The following is a 19,755-nucleotide window of genomic DNA, read 5'->3' as shown; positions in this document are numbered from 1 at the left end:
CCAGATTCATCGTTGTAAGCGATCGCACCGCGATCATTCATCTACAGAACAGATCAATAGATCAGACAGATTAAACGCATAACCGGACCGAACAATGAAAATCACCAAGATCTCCACCTTCATCGTGCCCCCGCGCTGGTGCTTCCTCAAGATCGAGACTGACGAAGGCATCGTCGGCTGGGGCGAGCCCATCGTGGAAGGCCGCGCGCACAGCGTCGCGGCAGCCGTGGACGAACTGGCCGACTACCTGGTCGGCAAGGACCCGCGCAACATCGAAGACCACTGGACCGTGCTCTATCGCGGCGGTTTCTATCGCGGCGGCGCCATCCACATGAGCGCCCTGGCCGGTATCGACCAGGCCCTGTGGGACATCAAGGGCAAGGCCCTGGGCGTGCCGGTGCACCAGTTGCTCGGTGGCGCGGTGCGCAACTCGATTCGCGTCTATTCCTGGATCGGCGGCGACCGCCCGGCCGATACCGCTGCAGCGGCCAAGAACGCCGTGGCCCGTGGCTTCACCGCCGTGAAGATGAACGGCACCGAAGAACTGCAATTCATCGACAGCCACGACAAGATCGAACTGACCCTGGCCAACGTGCAAGCGGTGCGTGAAGCCGTGGGCCCGAACGTGGGCATCGGCGTGGACTTCCACGGCCGCGTGCACAAGCCCATGGCCAAGGTCCTGATCAAGGAACTGGAGCCGTACAAGCTGATGTTCATCGAAGAGCCGGTGCTGTCGGAAAACTCGGAAGCCCTGAAGGAAATCGCCCACCTGACCTCGACCCCGATCGCCCTGGGCGAGCGCCTGTATTCGCGCTGGGATTTCAAGCGCATCCTCTCCGAGGGCTATGTGGACATCATCCAGCCGGACGTCTCGCACGCCGGCGGCATCACCGAGACCCGCAAGATCGCCATGATGGCCGAAGCCTACGACGTGGCGCTGGCGCTGCACTGCCCGCTGGGCCCGATCGCGCTGGCCTCCTGCCTGCAGGTCGATGCCGGCAGCTACAACGCTTTCATCCAGGAGCAGAGCCTGGGCATTCACTACAACGAAAGCAATGACCTGCTGGACTACATCCGCGACAAGAACGTGTTCGCGTATGAAGACGGCTACGTGAAGATCCCGCAAGGCCCTGGCCTGGGCATCGAGATCAATGAAGAGTATGTCCGTCAGCGCGCCGAAGTCGGCCACCGCTGGCGCAACCCGATCTGGCGCCACAAGGATGGCAGCTTTGCCGAATGGTAAAGCGATAAGCCGAAACTTCCTCCTCGGTAGTCCCTCAACCCGGTCCGGCGCAAGCTGGCCGGGTTTTTTTGCGTTTACCGAGATGCCAAACAATAATCCTGCCTGAACATTAGCGGCGCATATTTCACCAATAACGCATATTTCAACATATGTTGAAATATACCGCTTTACTGAAAACATGGGTTGACAATTTCATCGAAAGTGCTAATTTCATCATATGCTGAAAACACATCATTCAATGAAATCGTTTGAGACCCAAGCAGCCCATGCCCTGCGCTCGTTGCTGCTGCAGGTGCCTGCGCTCAAGTTGCTGGACATCGAGCACGAGACCGCCATGGCGGATTCAGGCGTCGATTTCACGGCGCGGATCAAGGTCGCAGGCAAACGCCATGCATTGGTGTGCGAAGCCAATTCCTCGGGGCAACCGCGCCATGTGCGCCATGCCTTGCTGACCCTGCGCGATTACATGTCGCACCACGCAAAGGACGCCACGCCCGTCCTGATCGCCCCTTACCTGTCTCCCGATGCCCAGGCGCTGTGCCGTGAACATGAAGCCGGCTTCCTGGATCTGGAAGGCAATGCCCGCCTGGTCTTCGACGGCATCTTCATCGAACGGCAGGTGGCCAGCAAACCCGTTGCCGACCGACGGGCACTGCGCTCCTTGTTCAAACCGAAATCAGCGCAAGTGTTGCGGGTGTTGCTGCGCGACCCGCAGCGCGCCTGGCGCGTCATGGAATTGGCTCAGGCGGCGGCGGTCAGCCTCGGCCACGTCAGCAATGTGCGCACGGCTCTGCTCGAGCGCGAATGGGCCCAGGTGGCGGAGGGTGGCCTGTTCCTGTCAGAACCGGATGCCCTGCTGGATGAATGGCAGGATGCCTATACACCACCTGCCGGTGAGCGTCTGGCTTTCTACACGCCCCTGCACGGAAGCGCCTTTGAACAGGCGGCACGGCACGCCATGCGCCGTCACCGGGAAGACGAACTCCCCGCAGCCGCATTTTCATCGTTCTCGGCGGCGCAATGGCTGGCCCCCTACGCCAGGACCGGAACCCATTATTTCCAGGCAACCGAAGCCGGGTTGGAATCACTGCAGTCCGCCCTGAAGCTGTCCTCTGCGGCCAAAGGCGAGAACGTCATGGTGAACCTGCTTGACGACGCCGATCTTCTTCGTGACACGCAGGAACCCGCGCCCGGCGCGGTCTGCACCAGTCCCATTCAAACCTATCTAGACCTGCACCACGCAGGCGAACGCGGACGGGAGGCCGCAGACCATCTCCGAAAGACATTGCTCACATGGAAAAGCTGACGCCCGGCGAACCGCAATCCGCCACTGATTACGATGATCGTACAAGTACTGCAGTCAAAAAAGTCCTGATCGAAATCGGTCAGATCCTCGGGAGTTTCAAAGGCAAATTCGCCATCGTCGGCGGTGCGGTTCCGTGGCTGCTGCTGGGCAATGACGACATGCCGCACGTGGGCACGGTGGACGTTGACCTCAGCCTTGATGCCGAAGCGCTGGGTGACGGTGAATACGCAACGCTGGTAGAAGCCTTGCAGGAACACGGATATCAGCAGCGCCGGGACCTGCGCCGCTTCCAGTTGCTGCGGCAAGTTCCCACCGAAGACGAAGGCGCGTCCATCGATATCATCGTCGACTTCCTCATGCCGCGCGATGCAGAGATCGTCAAGAACGTCCCGCCGCTCATCAGCGACTTCGCCGTGCAGCGCGCCGATGGGGCCGATCTCGCACTGCGTTTCTATCAATGGGTTGCCATCAGCGGACCCATGCCGACCGGCGGCACCAATCGGGTCGAGATCGCGGTGTGCTCGATCCCCGCCTTGCTGGCCATGAAAGGGCACGCCATCGAAGGGCGCTACAAGCAAAAGGATGCCTATGACATCTACTACTGCATCCGCAACTATCCGGGCGGGGCGGATGTGCTTGCAGAAGAATGCCGCGCCCTGCTGCTGCATCCCAGCGCGGCAGCCGGTTACGGTTTCATTGACCGCAAATTCGACAGCGTCGACGGTTTCGGACCTACCTGTGTGCGCCACTTCGTCGAGCAGTCGCAGGTCCTCGGCGAACGTACACCTGAACAATGGCAACAAGATGCCTATGGCCAGATTGATCTCTGGCTGAGGGCGCTCGGCATCAGAGGGCCAGCGTGATTCATCTGTGGGATCGATCAAGCTGATCTGAATAATCCATTTAACGAATGAATCAAAAACTGGCAAAGTGACGATCTTTGACTTTCGCCAGACCTCTCCATGCATTCAGGCAGCTCATCCGCACCCGCTTTCCACCCGCACCGCATCCGCAACGCCACCCGTGCCACCATGGCGCAGTTCTTCGTCAACGGGGCCACCTTCGCCACCTGGGGCATCCTGATTCCCTCGGTGAAGGATCGCTTCGCCCTGTCGGATGCGGTGCTGTCGCTGGCCATGCTGGCGGTGGCCGGCGGTGCCCTGCTGACCATGGGCCAGTCCGGCAAGTGGATCGCGCGCGTGGGCAGCGCGCGCGCCCTGCGCCAGGCCGGCATGCTCTACGCGGCCACGCTGCTGCTGATCCCGCTGGCCCCGCAGTTCTGGATGCTGGTAGCGCTGCTGCTGGTGTTCGGCAGCGCCATGGCCGCCTTCGACGTGGCCATGTCGGTCCAGGCCGCGCTGGTGGAAAACGGCCGCAGCCGGCCCATCATGTCCACCCTGCACGCCATGTTCAGCATCGGCGGCATCGCCGGCTCGGCGCTGGGCGCCCTGCCCGGCCTGTCGCCCCTGGCGCATGCCGCGCTGGTGGCGGCGGTGACGCTGTCGGTGGCCTTGTCCATCGGCCCCTTCGCCTTGCCCGACGATGTCCATGATGAAACCGCGAGCACGCCCGGCACCGACAAATCCGCCCGCCGCATGGTCCTGGTGCTGGGCGTGATCTCCTTCCTGGCACTCATGTGCGAAGGCGGCATGTATGACTGGGCCGCCGTGTACATGCGCGACATCGCCCAGTCGCCCGCCGCCTGGGTCAGCTACAGCTACGCCGCGTTTTCTACCGGCATGGCGGCCGGGCGGCTGACCGGCGACCGCATCCGTGCACGCATCGGCGGCCTGCGTACGCTGCTCTGGAGCGGGGTGGCAGGGGCTGCCGGCATCGCGCTGGCGGCGGCCTTGCCGACACCGCTGGCGACCATGGCCGGCCTGCTGCTGGCCGGGCTGGGCATTGCCAACCTGATGCCGATCTTCTTCTTGGCCGCAGCACGCGTACCGGGCATGCCGGCCGCCGAGAGCATCGCCGCCGTGGCGCGCTTCGCCTACGTCGGCATGCTGCTGGGACCGGTGTGCATCGGTGGCGTGGCCGAGCACCTGGGGCTGCGGGTGAGCTTCGTGGGGGTGGCACTGGTGATGATGGTGGTGGCGCTGTTCGGGCCTCGAGCGGTCAAACGCTTCATCTGACGACGGCGAGGGCAAGCGAAATCGGCTACAGTGGCGCGCACCCCTGAAGCCTTCTTCATTTCGCCCCCAAACCACCCATGCCAGCGCCTGCCCGCCCTGCTCCCCTGCTGATCCTCGCCACCACCGGCACCACCGGCGACATGCTGCCCTTCCTCTCGCTCGGTCTCGGCCTGCAAGCGCGGGGACATCGGGTGCTGATGGTGGTGCCGCGTTTTCATGCGGCCTTGTTCGAGCAAGCGGGACTGTCCTGCCATCCCCTGGGCAGCGTGGAAGAATTCCAGGCCGTGCTGGCCAATCCGGACCTGTGGGATGAGCGCCGGGGCTGGCAGGTGATCTGCCGGGCCGCCGCGCCCTACATCGATTGCCTGCACCAGCTGGTGGCTCAATTGCCTGCCGAGGAAGAGTGCGTCATCCTCAGCCATCCCTTGCTGGTCCCGGCGGCTGACATTGCGCGCAGCCTGCGTCCCGGACTGCGCATCGTCGCCACCTATCTCGCCCCCTCCAACCTGTGCAGCAGCCATGACCTGCTGGCCATGGGATCACTGCCCGTCCCCGGCTGGCTGCCGCTGCCCTGGCGCAAGACCCTGTGGTCACTGGCACACCGCTGGATGATCGATCCGCCCGCGCTGCCCGCGCTCAATGCCGTGCGGGCCAGGCTGGGATTGCCGCCGGTGGCGCATTTCTTTGCGCACGTGATGCAGGCACCGGATGCATCGCTGGGATTGTTCCCGAACTGGTTCGGCGCGGTCCAGCCGGATTGGCCGCAGCCTTTCCTGAGCGGACAATTTCCGCCTCCGGCATCGTCTTCGCCATCGGACTGGACACCGGCCATGCGGCAGTTTCTCGACGCTGGTCCGGCACCCATCGTCTTTACGCCAGGCTCCGGCCACCAGCATGCCGCACAGTTCTTCGCCAGCGCTGTACGGGCTGCACAGGCTCTGGGCCGCCGCGCACTGCTGGTGACCCGGCATCGCGAACAACTGACGGCAGTCTTGCCCGAGGGCGTGCTGTGGCAGTCCTATGTGAGCTTCGATGCCCTGCTGCCGGAGGTGGCCGCCATCGTCCATCACGGCGGTATCGGTACCACCGCCGCTGCCTTGCGGGCAGGCGTACCGCAGCTGGTGGTGCCGTTTGCCTACGATCAGTTCGACAATGCTTATCGGGTCAGACGGCTGGGGGTGGGCGAGATCATTCCGGCCAAACGCCTTTCCGCAGCACGCCTGCAAGCAGCGCTGGCGCGCCTGCTGGCAGCGCCTGACGTGGCGCAACGCTGCCACGCCATTGCCCGCTCCATGCAGGCCAGCGAACATCCGGAAGGATGGGCCGAGCTGGCGGAGCAGGCGCTGCTGCCGGGGCGCTGATTCAGTTTTGTTCCCGGGCCTGCGCCTGCTCCATCAACAACTCCAGAAACGCTGCCGGTGCCGCATCCAGCACCAGCACGCCATTGCGGGCCGCAGTCTTGTGCGTGACCACCAGCTCCCAGCACAGCTCCACTCCGCGCAGCTTGACGCTGGCCAGCTTGCCACGCCGTGCATGCACCAGATCGCGCGGCAACAGCGCGACGCCCAGTCCATGCCCGACCAGATCAAGCAAGGTCACCAGATCACTGACCTCGAAGGCCACGCGACGCCGCAAGCCCGCCTCGGCGAAGCCGCGATCCACCAGCGCACGCGTACCCAGCCCGGTTTCGAAATCGACGAAGCCCTCGCCGGCCAGTTGTTCCAGTGTCACCGAACGCGCCTTGGACAGACGATGGCTGGGATGGCAGGCCAGCACCAGTTCGTCGCAGGCGATGATGTGTTGCTGCAAACCCTCCCCGCTCTCCTCGATGGGCAGGATGGCCAGGTCCAGCTGGCGGGCATCGATCTTTTCATTCAGTTCGCCGGCCGCGCCCTGGCACAGCCGCACCTCCACCGCCGGATGGCGGCGGTGGAAACGCGCCAGCAGCGCCGGCAGATCGACGAAGGAGGGCAGGCTCTGCACCGTGCCGATGGACAGCCGGCCACGCCGCATGGCATTGACGTCGGCCACGTTGGTGGCCCCCTGTTCCAGCGCCGCCAGTGAACGGCGGGCACTCTCCAGGAAAGCCTCGCCGGCCGCCGTCAGCTCCACCCGGCGCGTGGTGCGCACGAATAGCGCTGCCGCCAGTTCTTCTTCCAGCAGGCGGATCGAGGACGACAGCGCCGATTGCACCACATGGCAGCGCGTGGCCGCCCGGGTAAAACTTTTTTCTTCTGCCAGCGCGATGAATTGGCGCAGTTGCCTCAGTTCCATGGGTTCGTGTTGGTTGGTAATGCTGTTGGATTGATCAATGCGATGAATGAATCATGCGGTCTGCATCGATTCTACTGACAAGTCCGCGTCAGCACGGCTGTGGAAAAAAGTCTGCGCCGCGCCTCGAAAAATCGCCATTACCGGGTGCCGATGCGGCAGCCGCCTGCCAGCCCGGCTAAAATAGTCGCCCGAACGACCGCTGCGCACCGCGCGGCACCCACCGAACAGACAAGCATGAGAAAAGTGAAGCTGCGCAACGCCGCAGAAATCGCCCAGGCCCGCGTGGCCGGGCAACTGGCGGCCGAAGTGCTGCATATCGTGGCCGAGCACGTCAAGGCCGGTGTCACCACCGACGAACTGGACCGCATCTGCCATGACCACATCGTCAAGGTGCAACAGGCCACTCCGGCCAACATCGGCTACCACGGCTTCCCCAAGACCATCTGCAGTTCCGTCAACGACGTGATCTGCCACGGCATCCCCGGCGGCCAGGTGCTCAAGGATGGCGACATCATCAACATCGACGTCGCCGTCATCAAGGATGGCTGGTACGGCGACTGCAGCCGCATGTACTTCGTGGGTTCGCCCAACGCCACCGCACGCAAGCTGGTCAACACCACCTACGAGGCCATGTGCGCGGGCATCCGCGCGGTGCGGCCGGGCGCGACCCTGGGCGATGTCGGCCACGCGATCCAGACCGTGGCCCAGCGCGACGGCTTCTCGGTGGTGCGTGAATATTGCGGCCACGGCATCGGCACCATCTACCACGATGAACCGCAAGTGCTGCACTACGGCCAGCGCAACAGCGGCCTGCCGCTCAAGGAAGGCATGATCTTCACCATCGAACCGATGTTGAACGCCGGGAAGCGCCACACGCGCCAGCTCGACGACGGCTGGACCGTGCTGACCGCTGACGGCTCGCTGTCGGCCCAGTGGGAACACATGGTGGTGGTCACCGCCAAGGGCTATGAAATCCTCACGCCCTGGCCGGAAGGCTGCGGCGACTATCCTTCCATCGCCACCCGCAACTGACCTGCCTGCGCATCAATCCGGTGGCGGGTCTCAGCCTGCCACCACCTCGATGGGAAAGTCCGAGAACAGGTCCAGCTGATCCTGTTCCGGCGTCCCGCCCACCACGATCCCCGAAAACACTTCCAGCGTGCTGTAGAAGGCCGGACGAAAACGGCCCAGCTTGCTCTGGTCGATCACCACGTAGCACTCCGCCGCGCTGGCAATGGCCGCCTGCTTGATCGGCACTTCGTGGAAGTTGGAACAGCTCACGCCGCGCCGCGCATCCACCCCGCCCGCCGACAGGAAGGCCTTGTTCACGCCCAGCCGCTTGAGATAGGCCACGCCCTCTTCGGACGCAAACGAGGCCGATGACGGGTGATACAGCCCGCCCAGCAGGATCACCTGCGTATTGGGACGCTGGCTGACGATGTTGGCAATGTTCAGGGAATAACAAATCACGCTCAGGCCGATATCAACCGGCAAGGCCTCCGCCAGATGCGTCATGGTGGTGCCGCAGTCGATGAAAATGCTGTCCCCCTCCTGCACCCGCTGCGCCGCGCGCTGGCAGGCCAGGCGCTTGCGCTGGGCGTGCTGGTCGGCTTCGCGGTCGATCGAGTAGCGGTTCTCGCCAGCGCCGGGGCTGCTTTCCAGCACGTGGCCGCCGAGGCAGATCAGCGGCGAATCGTCGGCAGCCAGGTCGCGCCGCACCGTCATTACCGTCACTCCCAGCACTTCGGCAATGCGCGCCAGTGGTGTCGGGCCCTGCTCGCGGATCATGTCCTGCATGCGCGACAGCCGCTGGGCGCGCGCGCGTTCGCCCAGCGTGGGTTGAGGGACCGGCTTTCCGGTCGACGTCGGGGTCATCGATGCCATGAGGCGTTTTCCTGATCGGGAAATGTTGCAGATAAAAAAAGGTTGCGCCTTAAAAGTTATGGATGTAACGTTACAGCCATTAAATGTTATTTGCAAAACATTTAGCGCGTTGGGCCACATTGTAGCGAGGCCGGCGGACGGCGTCGATGCATGCAAGAGCCAAGCCTGACCCAGCGCAAGCAGCACATGGAAGAGACACTGCCCGTAAGCATCAGCCTACGGTAATTAACTAAAAGTTACGCAGCCATGAACATGACCAGCAAGACCCCTTCCCTGCGCCGTGCGCAGGGCGAGGCCGACATCGTGCGCGAGGATAGCGCGCCCGCCGGCCATCCGCGCAACAGCGTGCAGCCCTATGACGCTGCCGCCTTCGAACATTTGCGCATCAACCTGAGCGCCGCCGAAAAGCGCGTCGCCACCTTGAAGGGCCGCCGCTCGGTCAAGAAGGATGCGCAGGCCGCCTGGCTGCTCAAGGCCATCACCTGCATCGATCTCACCACGCTGTCCGGCGACGATACCCCGCAACGCGTGCGCCGCCTGTGCGCCAAGGCCGCCAATCCGGTGCGCGCCGATCTGCTGGAAGCGCTGGGCATGCAGGCACGCGGGCTGACCACGGGTGCGGTGTGCGTCTATCACCGCTTCGTGAAGACGGCAGTGGAAGCGCTGGAAGGAAAGAATATTCCGGTGGCGGCGGTGTCGACGGGCTTTCCGGCAGGTCTCAATCCGCACGCCCTGAAGCTCAAGGAAATCGAAGCCTCGGTGCGCGATGGTGCCGCCGAAATCGACATCGTCATTACTCGCGAACACGTGCTCACCGGCAATTGGGAAGCGCTCTACCGCGAGATGCGCGACTTCCGCCATGCCTGTGGCGACGCCCACGTCAAGGCCATCCTCGCCACCGGCGAACTGAAGACCCTGCGCAACGTCGCCAAGGCCTCAATGGTCTGCATGATGGCGGGCGCTGATTTCATCAAGACCTCCACCGGCAAGGAGAGCGTCAACGCCACGCCGCTGGTCTCGCTGGTGATGCTGCGCATGATTCGCCAGTACCAGGAGATGACCGGCATCCAGGTCGGCTACAAGCCCGCAGGGGGAGTCGCCACGGCCAAGGATGTCCTCGAATACCAGGTGCTGATGAAGGAAGAACTGGGTGACGACTGGCTGCAACCCGATCTGTTCCGCGTGGGAGCCTCCAGCCTGCTGGCCGATATCGAACGCCAGCTGGAACACCACGTCACCGGCCGTTACTCCGCCTTCAACCGGCATGCCATCGGCTAAGCCACCCTGCACGGACAAGCACAATGAGCGTTTCCACCTATTTCGACACCATGGATTACGGCCCCGCCCCCGAGAGTGACAAGGATGCCCGCGCCTGGCTGGCCAGCCACGAGGCCTCGTTCGGCCACTTCATCGCGGGACGTTTCACCCAGCCCGGCGGCCAGCTGGAAGATCTCGATCCGGCCAGCGGCAAGCGGCTGGCGCATCTCACCCAAGGCTCGGCGGCGGATGTGGATGCCGCCGTCAACGCCGCCCAGGCCGCGCTGGCCGGCTGGCAGGCGCTGGGCGGCCATGGCCGTGCGCGTCACCTGTATGCGCTGGCGCGCGCCGTGCAACGCCACGCCCGCCTGCTGGCCGTGCTGGAGACCATGGACAACGGCAAACCACTGCGCGAATCACGCGATGTGGACGTACCGCTGGTGGCGCGCCACTTCTATCACTACGCCGGCTGGGCGCAGTTGCAGGAAAGCGAATTCCCTGATCATGTTCCGGTCGGCGTGGTCGGTCAGATCGTGCCGTGGAATTTCCCGCTGCTGATGCTGGCCTGGAAGATCGCCCCGGCGCTGGCGCTGGGCAATACGGTGGTCCTGAAACCCGCCGAAGACACCTCGCTGACGGCCCTGCTCTTTGCCGAACTGGCACAGCAGGCCGGGCTGCCAGCGGGCGTGCTCAATATCGTCACCGGCGATGGCAGCACGGGCGCGGCCATCGTCGCGCATCCCGGCATCCAGAAAATCGCCTTCACCGGCTCCACCGAAGTGGGCCGCCTGATCCGCGCACAGACCGCCGGCAGCGGCAAGTCGCTGACGCTGGAGCTGGGCGGCAAGTCGCCCTTCATCGTCTTCGATGATGCCGATATCGATGCCTCCATCGAAGGCGTGGTCGATGCGATCTGGTTCAACCAAGGGCAGGTCTGCTGTGCCGGTAGCCGCTTGCTGGTGCAGGAAGGCATCCACGATCTCTTCATCGCGCGGCTGAAAAAACGCATGGAAAAACTCAAGGTCGGCGCACCGCTGGACAAGTGCAGCGACATGGGTGCGCTGATTTCCCCGGTGCAGCTGGAACGCGTGCGCCGCCTGGTCGAGCAGGGTGTGCGTGAAGGTGCGCAGTGCCATCAGGTGGCGCTCGATGTGCCGCCCGGCGGCTGCTTCTATCCGCCCACGCTGCTGACCGGCGTGCATCCCGCTGCCACCGTGGCCACCGAGGAAATCTTTGGCCCGGTGCTGGTAGCGATGAGTTTCCGCACCCCCGACGAAGCCGTGCAACTGGCCAACAACAGCCGCTATGGACTGGCCGCCAGCGTCTGGAGCGAGACCATCGGCCTGGCCCTGGGCGTGGCCCCGCAGCTGAAAGCGGGCGTGGTGTGGATCAACAGCACCAACCAGTTCGATGCGGCCGTCGGTTTTGGTGGCGTGCGCGAATCCGGCTATGGCCGCGAAGGAGGACGCGAAGGCTGCTACGAATACCTCAAGCCGCGCCATCGCCTGAACCGCGCTCAACGCAATACTGCATCGGCCACGCCGGCCGGCACGCGCAAAGACTCTCCGCTGCAAGGCGGCCTGGTTGACCGCACCGCCAAGCTTTACATCGGCGGCAAGCAGGTCCGTCCGGATGGCGAAGTCTCCACGGCTTGCCACGCGGCCAGTGGCGAACGTCTGGAAGACGTGGGCCTGGGCAACCGCAAGGATATCCGCAATGCTGTCGCCGCTGCCGTCAAGGCCGGTGGCTGGAGCAGCGCAACTGCCCATCGCCGCGCCCAGGGGCTGTATTACATCGCGGAAAATCTGTCAGCGCGCGCCGATGAATTCGCGCGCCGCATTGCCCTCACCACCGGGGTCTCCACCGAGGCCGCGCGGGCTGAAGTGGACGCCGCGATCAAGCGCCTCTTCAGCTATGGCGCCTGGGCCGACAAGTACGACGGTGCCGTGCACCAGCCACCCCTGCGTGGCGTGGCCCTGGCCATGCCGGAAGCCATCGGCGTGGTCGGCGTGGTCTGTCCGGAAGAACAGCCGCTGCTGTCCTTCATCAGCCTGGTGGCGCCGCTCATCGCCATGGGCAACCGCGTGGTGGTAGTCCCCGGCCAGCAGGCAGCGCTCGTGGCAACCGATCTGTATCAGGTGCTTGATACATCGGACCTGCCCGGCGGTGTCATCAACATCGTCACCGGCAAGAGCGCCGAGCTGCTCACCGTACTGGCCGAGCATGACGAGGTCGATGCCCTGTGGGTACGCGGACCAGCCGAGTTCTCGGCGACGGCCGAGCGGCTGTCCGTCGGCAATCTCAAGCGCTGCTTCGTGGATCACGGCGAGGTCACCGACTGGCAAGATGCTGCGCAAGCTGAAGGCAGCGAATATCTGCGCCAGGCCACGCACGTCAAGAACATCTGGATTCCTTATGGCGAATGACAACCTTGTGCTTCAGCGCAATACGGTTTTCCTGACGAAGTCCTGACGATATGCTGACTAATAAACCGAAAGAAATGAAATCTTGAAATATTAGTTTTTTACGGTGAACAATCAAGCTGAACAAGGACTCCCAAGCAACAAGATTTAGATTTATTCTATAAGCATACTTATAAAATCCACAGGAGACGACATGCTTAAAAATCTGCATCCTTTATTGAATGCCGATGTGCTCTACGCCTTGCGCGCGATGGGGCACGGTGACGAACTGGTCTTGTGCGACGCCAATTTCCCGGCCGACTCGGTGGCCCGCCAGACGGTGCTGGGCAAGGTGCTGCGCATCGATGGCGTGGGCACCACCGAAGCTGCGCGCGCCATCCTCTCGGTGCTGCCGCTGGACAATGCCGTGGAGCAGCCGGTGCGGCGCATGGAGATCATGGGCGAACCCGCCACCATCCCGCCGGTACAGCAGGAACTGCAACAGGAAGTGAACCAGGCTGAAGGCCGCGAACGTCCGCTCGGGTCCATCGAGCGCTTCGCCTTTTACGAAGCGGCCAAGAAAGCGTATTGCGTGATCGCCACCGGCGAGCGCCGCTTCTACGGCTGCTTCCTGCTCAAAAAAGGTGTATTGCCACCGGAGGCGTGAGCATGACTTCCCTCTCGCACAAGACCGGCGTGGCCGTGCTGGGCATCTACGTGGCCGACCTCGCTTTCCGCGCACCGGGCATGCCCGGCCTGGGCCAGACCATCGCCGGCACCGGCTTCGCCATGGGCCCCGGCGGCAAGGGCTCCAACCAGGCCGTGGCCGCTGCGCGCGTCGGTGCGCCGGTGCGCTTCATCTCGGCCATCGGCAAGGATTCCTTCGGTGACTTCGCGCTTTCGCTGTGGCGTCAGGAAACCATCGCGCCGCACGTGCGCGTGATCGAGGATGCACCCACCGGGGCAGCCTTCATCTACGTCAACGATGCCAGCGGCGACAATGCCATCATCGTGGTGCCGGGTGCCGCCTCGCAACTGTCCACCCAGGATGTGGAACGCGAACACCAGGCCATCGAAGCGGCCAGTGTCTTCGTCACCCAGCTGGAGCAGCCGCCCGAGGCTGCGCTCACCGGCCTGCAGATCGCCAGGGCGGCGGGCACCACCACCGTCTTCAACCCGGCCCCGGCGCTGGACTTCCCGCCGCAGATCTATGGCCTGTGCGATTTCATCACCCCCAATGAACATGAAGCGGCCCTGCTGACCGGTATCGAAATCCACACCGTCGACGATGCGCGCCGTGCTGCCGACGTGCTGCTGGAACGCGGCGTGGGCTGCGCCCTCATCACGCTGGGCGCGCAGGGTGCCTTGCTGCACAGCCGCTCGCAATCGCTGCATCTGCCGGCCCTGTGCGCAGGCACCGTGGTGGAGACCGCTGGCGCGGGCGATGCCTTCAACGGCGCGTTCGCCGCCGGACTGGCCGAAGGCATGAGCGCAGAACAAGCCGCGCGGCTGGCCACGGCGGTGGCGGCCATTTCGGTCACCCGCCCCGGCACCGCCCCGTCCATGCCCAGCCGCCAGGAAGCGCTGGCTCTGCTGCAGGCCAACGCCGGTGCGCTGGCGCAGGCGCAATGACATTCCCCCGCAAGGTGAACCGACCATGAAACTGAAGATCTCCGACCCGCAACTGCTGTTCCTGCTGGTCATCAACCTGGCCATCCTGCTGGTGGCCACCGTGTTCTCGCGCGGCGACTTCCTGGACCTCTACAACTTCCAGTCCATGGCCAGCCAGCTGCCTGAACTGGGCCTGCTGGCCATCGGCGTGGCGCTGGCGATGATCTCGGGCAATGGCGGCATCGATCTCTCCGGCATCGGCCTGGCCAATCTGGCCGGGGTCGTGGCCGCAGCCACCATGCCGCTGCTGGTGGCCGCGCCCGATGCGGCACCGTGGACCTACACCCTGGGCTTCATCGCGGTGGCACTGGTCACCGGACTGGTGGGCGGTGCACTCAACGGCTGGCTGATTTCGCGCGGCAATCTGACGCCGATTCTCTGTACGCTGGGCACGCAGATGATCTTCACCGGACTGGCCGTGGTGCTGACCAATGGCTCCAGCCTGCGCATCAGCGTGGTCGATCCGATCTCGGCCATCGGCAATGAATCGGTGCTGGGCGTGCCGATCCCCTTCATCATCTTCGTCGCGCTGCTGCTGGGCGTGGGCTGGCTGATGCGCTACAGCCTGTTCGGCATCAAGCTCTACCTGCTGGGCACCAATGCGCGCGCAGCACGTTACGCGGGCATCTCGCAGAATCGCCTGCGCTTTGCCACTTACACCTTGAGCGGCGTGCTGGCCTCGGTGGCCGGCGTCATCATCGCCGCACGCACTGCCAGCGTGAAGGCCGACTATGGCAACTCCTACCTGCTCATCGCCATCCTGATCGCGGTGATGGCCGGCATCCGTCCGCAAGGCGGCTACGGGCGCATGGTCTGCCTGTTCTTCTCGGCGCTGGCGCTGCAGCTGCTGTCCTCGACCTTCAACCTGCTGGAGATTTCCAACTTCTTCCGCGACTGCGCCTGGGGCTTGCTGCTGCTGTGTTTCCTGGCCTCGGCGCGGGTCAGCTGGCGTGATTTTTTCCCGAATTCAAAGGCGCAATTGCGCAAGTCTTGAACAGCACCCCGCCTGTCAAGATCCATCCACATAGTGGGGAAACTGGAGACATGATGAACAAGAAATCGGCTTGCGTACTGGGTTCGGCTCTGGCAGCCATCGGCTTTGCCAGCGCGCTGCAGGCGCAGAACAAACCCATCGATATCGTCACCGTGGTCAAGATCACCGGCATCAGCTGGTTCAACCGCATGGAAGTGGGCGTCAAGGAATTCGCTGCCGCCAATCCCGGCGTGACCACGCGCCAGATCGGCCCGGCCCAATCGGATGCCGCCCAGCAGCAACGCCTGGTGGAAGACCTGGTGGCCAAGAAGGTCGATGCCATCGCCGTGGTGTCGATGGATCCGCCCACTCTGGAGCCGGTCTTGAAGCGCGCCCTGGATCGTGGCATCAAGGTGGTCACCCATGAAGCCGACAACCAGAAGAACACTCTGGTCGATATCGAAGCCTTCGACAACACCGCCTATGGCGCCCGCCTGAATGACCGCCTGGCCGCCTGCATGGGCGAGACCGGCAAGTGGTCGTCGCTGGTCGGTTCGCTGGGCAGCCAGTCGCAGGTGCAATGGGCCGATGGCGGCGCTTCCAATGCCGCCAAGAAGTATCCCAAGATGACCCTGGTCGATGCCAAGAACGAATCGGCCAACGATGCCGAGAAGGCCTACGCCAAGGCCAAGGAAATCCTGCGCAAGCATCCTGACATCAAGGGCTTCCAGGGTTCGTCGTCGCTCGACGTGCTGGGTATCGGCCGCGCCGTGGAAGAGGCCGGCCTGCAGGGCAAGGTCTGTGTCTATGGCACCGGCCTGCCGAGCGAAGCCGCCAAGTTCCTGGAGTCGGGTGCCGTGGGTGGCATCGCCTTCTGGGATCCGAAGGATGCCGGCCTGGCCATGAACAAGGCCGCCATGATGCTGGTGCAGGGCAAGAAGATCACCGACGGCATGGACCTGGGCATTCCCGGCTACAACAAGGTCAGCGTCAAGAAGGGTCCGGGCGTGGGCGTGATCGTCACCGGCCAGGCCTGGGTCGAAGTGGACAAGAAGAACTACAAGCAGTACGCGTTCTGATCGCGGCCTGATCAGACCCACCGGACATCCGCCGCGCGCCCGCATCATCATCCCGGCCACGGCGGATGCCCTTCGTCATCGCGTTGGACTATGAGCACTCAAGACACTTCCCGCCCCGACGGCGCGCCTGCCCAGGAATTCCTGCGGCTGCAGGGCATCCACAAGCGCTTTGCCGGGGTGCATGCCCTGCGCGGCATCGATCTCACCATCCACGCCGGCGAGATCTATCACCTGCTGGGCGAGAACGGCTGCGGCAAGAGCACCATGATCAAGATCATCGCCGGGGCCCAGCCGCCCAGCGAAGGAGAAATCTTCATCCAGGGCGAACGCGTGGCCGAACTCACGCCGCTGGCCTCGCTGTCGCTGGGCATCGAGACGGTGTATCAGGATCTCTCGCTGCTGCCCAACATGAGCGTGGCCGAGAACGTTGCCCTGAGCGCCCAGCTGGTGCGCCATCAGGGGCGGCTGGCACGCCTGTTCGATCGCGGCGCCCTGAACGACACGGCGGCGCGCGCACTGCGCGCGGTCAACCTGCCGGCCACGGCGGCGTTTCTCGATACGCGCGTGGACGAGCTGCCCATCGCCACCCGCCAGTTGATCGCCATCGCCCGCGCGATTGCCACCAGCGCGCGCATGGTGATCATGGATGAACCGACCACCTCGCTCACCCAGAAGGAAGTCGATGCGCTGGTCAAGGTCATCAACGGCCTGCGCGCCAATGGCGTGGCGGTGCTGTTCGTGAGCCACAAGCTCGATGAATGCTTTGCCATCGGCGGCCAGGCCATCGTTTTCCGCGATGGAGAAAAAGTCGCGCAAGGACCGATCCAGACCTTCACCAAGGCCCAGTTGGGCCAGCTGATGACCGGCAAACAGTTGAGCGAGGAGCGCTATCGCGTCGACGCCCAATTGCAGAAGACCCGCCTGGAAGTCACGGCCCTCACGCGCCGCGCCGCCTTCGAGGACGTCAGCTTCACGCTGCATGAAGGCGAGATCCTGGGCATCACCGGCCTGCTTGATTCGGGCCGCAATGAACTGGCCCTGGCGCTGGCCGGGGTCGAACCGGCGCATGGCGGACAGATCCTGCTGGACGGACAGCGACTGTCGCTGCGCGCGCCCGGCGATGCGATCACGCATGGCATCGGCTACGTACCCGAGGATCGCATCAGCGAAGGCCTGTTCCTCGACAAATCGATTCGCGACAACATCATCACCACCATCCTGCGCAAGATGCGCGGCAAGTTCGGCGCACTCGATGCGGCGGCCTGCCAGCGCTTCTCGGTGGACACGGTCAGGCAATTGCAGATCGCCACCCCGGACGTGGATCGTCCGGTGCAGTCGCTCTCCGGCGGCAACCAGCAGCGCGTGCTGATCGGGCGCTGGCTGGCCATCAATCCGCGCGTGCTGATCCTGCACGGGCCGACGGTGGGCGTGGATGTGGGTTCCAAGGACATCATCTACCGCATCATCCAGGACCTGGCAAAACAGGGCATGGGCGTCATCCTCATCAGCGACGACCTGCCCGAGCTGCTGCAGAACTGCGACAACCTGCTGCTGATGAAGCGCGGACGCATCGTGCGCCGCTTCGAGGTGGAGGGCTTGTCCGAGAGCGACCTCGCGCACGACCTGGTCTCCGAACAAAGCCACGAACATTGAGAACCGAGCATGGATGCAAGCACTTTGACCCGCCAGAACGCCCACACCGACACCAGTCCCGCCCTGCCCCCGCGCAGCGCGGCAGCCAGCCTGGGAGCGCTGCTCAAGAAAAACCCTTCGCTGTTCACCTTCGTCCTGATCCTGCTGGTGGTGGTGACGGTGGCCCTGATCAATCCCGCCTTCTTCCAGCTGGCGGTGCTGTTCGACATCGTGCGCGCCTGCACCACGCTGGGCCTGTTTGCGCTGGGCGTGATGATCGTGCTGGCCGCCGGTGGCATCGACGTCTCCTTCGCGGCCATCGCGGCGCTCACCATGTATTCCATCACCAAGGTGGTGATGACGTATTTCCCGGAGACGCACATCGCCGTCATCCTGCTGGCCGGCGCGGTTGGCGGCACCGCGCTGGGTGTGCTCAACGGGCTGCTGGTGGACTGGCTCAAGGCACCCTCGCTGATCGTCACCATCGGTACCCAGTATCTCTATCGCGGCATCCTGCTGACCTTCGTCGGGACCGTGTTCTTCATGAACGTGCCGCATGCCATGGATCAGTTCGGCAAGCTGGCCCTGGCGCGGCATGACACGGCCAGCGGCCTGCACGCCGTGCTGCCCGCCACCGTGCTGGTGCTGGTGCTGGCCAGTGCGCTGACCTGGTGGCTGCTCAACAAGACCCTGATGGGGCGCGCCGTCTACGCCGTGGGCGGCAGCCTGGCCATCGCCGAACGGCTGGGCTACAAATTGCGTTCGGTGCATCTGTTCGTGTTCGGCTATGCCGGTTTCCTGTCCGGACTGGCGGGCATCGTGCACGTCTCCAGCACGCGCCTGGCCAATCCCTTCGACCTGGTGGGCAGCGAGCTGGATGTGATCGCCGCCGTGGTCCTGGGCGGTGCGCGCATCACGGGCGGCCATGGCAGTGTGGTGGGTACCCTGCTGGGCGTGCTGCTGGTGACCCTGATCAACAACGTGCTGATCCTGGCCGGCGTGCCCAGTACCTGGCAGAAAGCCATCATCGGCGGCTTCATCGTGCTGGCGGGTGCGGTGTTCGCGCTGCGGCGGGAGAAGTAGAATTTCCCGTTAAAAAATACTCACCAATTCTCCCGTCCATCTTTTTTAAAAAATATTTTCAGATCACTGCATCCAGATCGGCTCCTCGCGGGTAGTACCTCATGTCAGCCCCGTTGTCGCGCATGCGGCGGCGGGCTGCACGAGACGACCATCCATTTCAAGAAACAAGGAGCCCATCATGCAAACTGCCATCCTGTCTACCCGTTCCCTCCGTATCGCCCTGCCCCTGGCCGCGGCCCTCACGCTGGCGGCCTGCGCGCCCATGTCAACCATGTATTCGCAGGACAGCCTGCCGGACGCCGTCAAGGTCCCGGCCGGCAACAAGGTGGTCCTGCAGACCGTGGGCGTGGGTGAGATCCTCTATGAATGCCGCGCCAAGAAGGACATGCCGGGCCAGTTCGAATGGACCTTCGTCGGCCCCGATGCCGTGCTCAAGGATCGCAGCGGCATGCAGGTCGGCCGCTACTACGGCCCGCCGGCCACCTGGGAGAGCAGCGACGGTTCCAAGGTGACCGGTGCGCAGGTCGCGGTGGCCCCGGCTGGCACCGGCAATATCCCGCATCAGCTGGTCAAGGCCAATCCGGCTACCGGCATGGGTGCGATGACGCAGACGACCTATATCCAGCGCGTCGCCACCAAGGGTGGCGTGGCACCGGCTGATCGCTGCGACATGGGTTCGGCGGGTGCCAAGCAGAAGGTGGGCTATCAGGCCGACTATATCTTCTGGAAGGCTTCCTGATGCGAGCGTAATCCAGGCCATAACCTCGCTATAATCCAGGTCACCCCGGCCGGACGTCCCGGCCGGGCAACCTGCGC

The 19,755-nt window shown here is 64.1% G+C and carries 17 protein-coding genes; 15 read left to right on the top strand and 2 right to left on the bottom strand.

The features are described from left to right. The first annotated feature begins 94 nt into the window (after positions 1–94). The 5 genes from dgoD (at position 95) to J2X56_RS15780 (ending at position 6,045) form a co-directional block, all read left to right on the top strand. Positions 95–1,243 carry a galactonate dehydratase gene (dgoD, locus tag J2X56_RS15800; protein ID WP_088755358.1) on the top strand — a complete coding sequence of 383 codons (1,149 nt, stop codon included), beginning with the start codon at positions 95–97 and terminating at the stop codon, positions 1,241–1,243. A 217-nt stretch (positions 1,244–1,460) separates the two neighbouring features. Continuing rightward, positions 1,461–2,549, top strand: coding sequence for a type IV toxin-antitoxin system AbiEi family antitoxin (locus J2X56_RS15795; RefSeq protein ID WP_209567819.1), 1,089 nt, complete (start codon positions 1,461–1,463; stop codon positions 2,547–2,549). Continuing rightward, positions 2,537–3,412, top strand: a complete 876-nt coding sequence (locus tag J2X56_RS15790) for a nucleotidyl transferase AbiEii/AbiGii toxin family protein (RefSeq protein WP_209567821.1) — start codon at positions 2,537–2,539, stop codon at positions 3,410–3,412. Before J2X56_RS15795 ends, J2X56_RS15790 begins: the two co-directional genes overlap by 13 nt. Before the next feature lie 99 nt (positions 3,413–3,511). Then, positions 3,512–4,684, top strand: a complete 1,173-nt coding sequence (locus tag J2X56_RS15785) for an MFS transporter (RefSeq protein ID WP_209567823.1) — start codon at positions 3,512–3,514, stop codon at positions 4,682–4,684. 77 nt (positions 4,685–4,761) lie between these two features. Continuing rightward, the gene (locus tag J2X56_RS15780) at positions 4,762–6,045 is read left to right on the top strand and encodes a glycosyltransferase (RefSeq protein WP_209567825.1); all 1,284 of its coding nucleotides are present in this window, start codon (positions 4,762–4,764) and stop codon (positions 6,043–6,045) included. A gap of 1 nt (position 6,046) precedes the next feature. Here the strand turns inward: J2X56_RS15780 and J2X56_RS15775 are convergent, their stop codons facing one another. After that, positions 6,047–6,958: a LysR substrate-binding domain-containing protein gene (locus J2X56_RS15775; protein ID WP_134137225.1), complete on the bottom strand. Its 912-nt coding sequence runs from the start codon at positions 6,956–6,958 to the stop codon at positions 6,047–6,049. Positions 6,959–7,192: 234 nt separating this feature from the next. On the opposite strand from J2X56_RS15775, the gene map reads away from it, so the two are divergent. Continuing rightward, complete coding sequence (map, locus tag J2X56_RS15770) at positions 7,193–7,990, top strand: type I methionyl aminopeptidase (protein ID WP_034336051.1); 798 nt, start codon at positions 7,193–7,195, stop codon at positions 7,988–7,990. A 30-nt stretch (positions 7,991–8,020) separates the two neighbouring features. On the opposite strand, the gene J2X56_RS15765 is transcribed toward map, so the two are convergent. Continuing rightward, positions 8,021–8,842: a DeoR/GlpR family DNA-binding transcription regulator gene (locus tag J2X56_RS15765; RefSeq protein WP_034336049.1), complete on the bottom strand. Its 822-nt coding sequence runs from the start codon at positions 8,840–8,842 to the stop codon at positions 8,021–8,023. A gap of 246 nt (positions 8,843–9,088) precedes the next feature. Here J2X56_RS15765 and deoC point away from each other — a divergent pair, with 246 nt between their 5' ends. The 9 genes from deoC (at position 9,089) to J2X56_RS15720 (ending at position 19,678) form a co-directional block, all read left to right on the top strand. Next, positions 9,089–10,120, top strand: coding sequence for a deoxyribose-phosphate aldolase (gene deoC, locus J2X56_RS15760; protein ID WP_204724954.1), 1,032 nt, complete (start codon positions 9,089–9,091; stop codon positions 10,118–10,120). 23 nt (positions 10,121–10,143) lie between these two features. Continuing rightward, positions 10,144–12,525, top strand: a complete 2,382-nt coding sequence (locus J2X56_RS15755) for an aldehyde dehydrogenase family protein (protein WP_310160808.1) — start codon at positions 10,144–10,146, stop codon at positions 12,523–12,525. A 190-nt stretch (positions 12,526–12,715) separates the two neighbouring features. Then, the gene (locus J2X56_RS15750; protein WP_039789135.1) at positions 12,716–13,168 is read left to right on the top strand and encodes an RbsD/FucU family protein; all 453 of its coding nucleotides are present in this window, start codon (positions 12,716–12,718) and stop codon (positions 13,166–13,168) included. Between the two features lie 2 nt (positions 13,169–13,170). Beyond that, on the top strand, positions 13,171–14,133 hold the full coding sequence (rbsK, locus tag J2X56_RS15745) for a ribokinase (protein ID WP_034331986.1): 963 nt from the start codon (positions 13,171–13,173) through the stop codon (positions 14,131–14,133). 25 nt (positions 14,134–14,158) lie between these two features. After that, positions 14,159–15,166 (top strand): ABC transporter permease, encoded by a 1,008-nt coding sequence (locus J2X56_RS15740; protein WP_134221499.1) that lies wholly within the window; start codon positions 14,159–14,161, stop codon positions 15,164–15,166. Positions 15,167–15,216: 50 nt separating this feature from the next. Next, positions 15,217–16,224: a substrate-binding domain-containing protein gene (locus tag J2X56_RS15735; protein WP_034331985.1), complete on the top strand. Its 1,008-nt coding sequence runs from the start codon at positions 15,217–15,219 to the stop codon at positions 16,222–16,224. A 90-nt stretch (positions 16,225–16,314) separates the two neighbouring features. After that, positions 16,315–17,877, top strand: coding sequence for a sugar ABC transporter ATP-binding protein (locus J2X56_RS15730; protein ID WP_310160805.1), 1,563 nt, complete (start codon positions 16,315–16,317; stop codon positions 17,875–17,877). Between the two features lie 9 nt (positions 17,878–17,886). Next, positions 17,887–18,939 (top strand): ABC transporter permease, encoded by a 1,053-nt coding sequence (locus tag J2X56_RS15725; protein ID WP_204724950.1) that lies wholly within the window; start codon positions 17,887–17,889, stop codon positions 18,937–18,939. A 178-nt stretch (positions 18,940–19,117) separates the two neighbouring features. Next, entirely contained in the window at positions 19,118–19,678 is a 561-nt protein-coding gene (locus J2X56_RS15720) for a DUF3455 domain-containing protein (RefSeq protein ID WP_039789139.1), read from the top strand. Positions 19,679–19,755: the final 77 nt, after the last annotated feature.

The sequence above is a fragment of the Herbaspirillum sp. 1173 genome (assembly GCF_031455335.1).
GTDB lineage: Bacteria > Pseudomonadota > Gammaproteobacteria > Burkholderiales > Burkholderiaceae_D > Herbaspirillum > Herbaspirillum huttiense.
Note: the sequence above shows the minus strand (reverse complement) of the source record. Positions and strands in the feature narration are given on the sequence as shown.

What these genes read in the sequence shown, in the direction of transcription:
- dgoD (WP_088755358.1), top strand. Translation starts at nt 95, where the DNA reads ATGAAAATCACCAAGATCTCCACCTTCATCGTGCCCCCGCGCTGGTGC.
- J2X56_RS15795 (WP_209567819.1), top strand. Translation starts at nt 1,461, where the DNA reads ATGCTGAAAACACATCATTCAATGAAATCGTTTGAGACCCAAGCAGCC.
- J2X56_RS15790 (WP_209567821.1), top strand. Translation starts at nt 2,537, where the DNA reads ATGGAAAAGCTGACGCCCGGCGAACCGCAATCCGCCACTGATTACGAT.
- J2X56_RS15785 (WP_209567823.1), top strand. Translation starts at nt 3,512, where the DNA reads ATGCATTCAGGCAGCTCATCCGCACCCGCTTTCCACCCGCACCGCATC.
- J2X56_RS15780 (WP_209567825.1), top strand. Translation starts at nt 4,762, where the DNA reads ATGCCAGCGCCTGCCCGCCCTGCTCCCCTGCTGATCCTCGCCACCACC.
- J2X56_RS15775 (WP_134137225.1), bottom strand. Translation starts at nt 6,958, where the DNA reads ATGGAACTGAGGCAACTGCGCCAATTCATCGCGCTGGCAGAAGAAAAA.
- map (WP_034336051.1), top strand. Translation starts at nt 7,193, where the DNA reads ATGAGAAAAGTGAAGCTGCGCAACGCCGCAGAAATCGCCCAGGCCCGC.
- J2X56_RS15765 (WP_034336049.1), bottom strand. Translation starts at nt 8,842, where the DNA reads ATGGCATCGATGACCCCGACGTCGACCGGAAAGCCGGTCCCTCAACCC.
- deoC (WP_204724954.1), top strand. Translation starts at nt 9,089, where the DNA reads ATGAACATGACCAGCAAGACCCCTTCCCTGCGCCGTGCGCAGGGCGAG.
- J2X56_RS15755 (WP_310160808.1), top strand. Translation starts at nt 10,144, where the DNA reads ATGAGCGTTTCCACCTATTTCGACACCATGGATTACGGCCCCGCCCCC.
- J2X56_RS15750 (WP_039789135.1), top strand. Translation starts at nt 12,716, where the DNA reads ATGCTTAAAAATCTGCATCCTTTATTGAATGCCGATGTGCTCTACGCC.
- rbsK (WP_034331986.1), top strand. Translation starts at nt 13,171, where the DNA reads ATGACTTCCCTCTCGCACAAGACCGGCGTGGCCGTGCTGGGCATCTAC.
- J2X56_RS15740 (WP_134221499.1), top strand. Translation starts at nt 14,159, where the DNA reads ATGAAACTGAAGATCTCCGACCCGCAACTGCTGTTCCTGCTGGTCATC.
- J2X56_RS15735 (WP_034331985.1), top strand. Translation starts at nt 15,217, where the DNA reads ATGATGAACAAGAAATCGGCTTGCGTACTGGGTTCGGCTCTGGCAGCC.
- J2X56_RS15730 (WP_310160805.1), top strand. Translation starts at nt 16,315, where the DNA reads ATGAGCACTCAAGACACTTCCCGCCCCGACGGCGCGCCTGCCCAGGAA.
- J2X56_RS15725 (WP_204724950.1), top strand. Translation starts at nt 17,887, where the DNA reads ATGGATGCAAGCACTTTGACCCGCCAGAACGCCCACACCGACACCAGT.
- J2X56_RS15720 (WP_039789139.1), top strand. Translation starts at nt 19,118, where the DNA reads ATGCAAACTGCCATCCTGTCTACCCGTTCCCTCCGTATCGCCCTGCCC.